Source organism: Tepidimonas sp. (assembly GCF_046292505.1).
Taxonomy (GTDB): Bacteria; Pseudomonadota; Gammaproteobacteria; order Burkholderiales; family Burkholderiaceae_C; genus Tepidimonas.
The window spans coordinates 1-840 of the sequence record NZ_JBKBQX010000157.1 but is presented as its reverse complement, the minus strand read 5'-3'; the positions used below and the strand labels follow the sequence as shown (position 1 = coordinate 840).

At 66.1% G+C, this 840-nt stretch carries 1 protein-coding gene and 1 pseudogene; both read left to right on the top strand.

Annotated elements, in window-relative coordinates; genetic code table 11:
• Positions 1-706 (top strand): dihydropteroate synthase (gene folP / locus ACK4TH_RS12445; RefSeq protein ID WP_409626905.1); only part of this gene is annotated, 706 nt, incomplete at its 5' end.
• Positions 699-806, top strand: a pseudogene (locus ACK4TH_RS12440) (hypothetical protein); the annotation flags it as partial. The gene folP and the pseudogene ACK4TH_RS12440, both read left to right, overlap by 8 nt.
• Between the last annotated feature and the right edge of the window lie 34 nt (positions 807-840).

The following is an 840-nucleotide window of genomic DNA, read 5'->3' as shown; positions in this document are numbered from 1 at the left end:
CGAAGCGCAACTCGAAGCCGGTGCCGACATTCTTGATCTCGGCGCCGAGTCTTCACGGCCCGGCGCATCGCCGGTGCCCGCCGGAATCGAAATCGCGCGCCTGCGCCCGGTGCTGCGGGCAGTGCGCGACTGGGGCGTGCCGATCTCGGTCGATACGGCCAAGCCCGAGGTCATGTCGATGGCGATCGACGAGGGAGCCGCGCTGATCAACGACATCATGGCGCTGCGCGCGCCCGGAGCGCTCGAATGCGTGGCGCAAAGCGACGTCGGCGTATGCCTGATGCACATGCTAGGGGAGCCGCGCACGATGCAGGCGAATCCGCATTATGGGGATGTGGTCGAGGAGGTGAGCGCCTTTCTCACTGGCCGCGTGATGGCTTGTGTCGCAAGCGGTATCGCGAAAGAAAGGCTGATCATCGATCCCGGCTTCGGCTTCGGCAAGACGGTGGAACACAATTACATGCTGCTGCGCCAGCTGCAGCGTTTCACACGGCTGGGCGTGCCAGTGCTGGCCGGTCTGTCGCGCAAATCGATGCTCGGCGCGGTGACCGGACGCGAAAGTGGTGTCGCGCGCATGCCGGCCAGTGTCGCGGCGGCGGTGCTGGCCGTCGAACGCGGCGCCCGCATCGTGCGCGTGCATGACGTCGCCGAGACCAAGGATGCATTGGCGGTCTGGGCGGCCACGACGGGGAGAGAACATGGCTAGAAAATATTTCGGCACCGACGGGGTGCGCGGCCGTGTCGGCCGGTTTCCGATCACACCTGATTTCGCTCTGCGGCTCGGTTACGCTGCGGGCGAGACGCTCGTTGCCCATGCGCGCGCTTGAGGTCTTGCCGAAG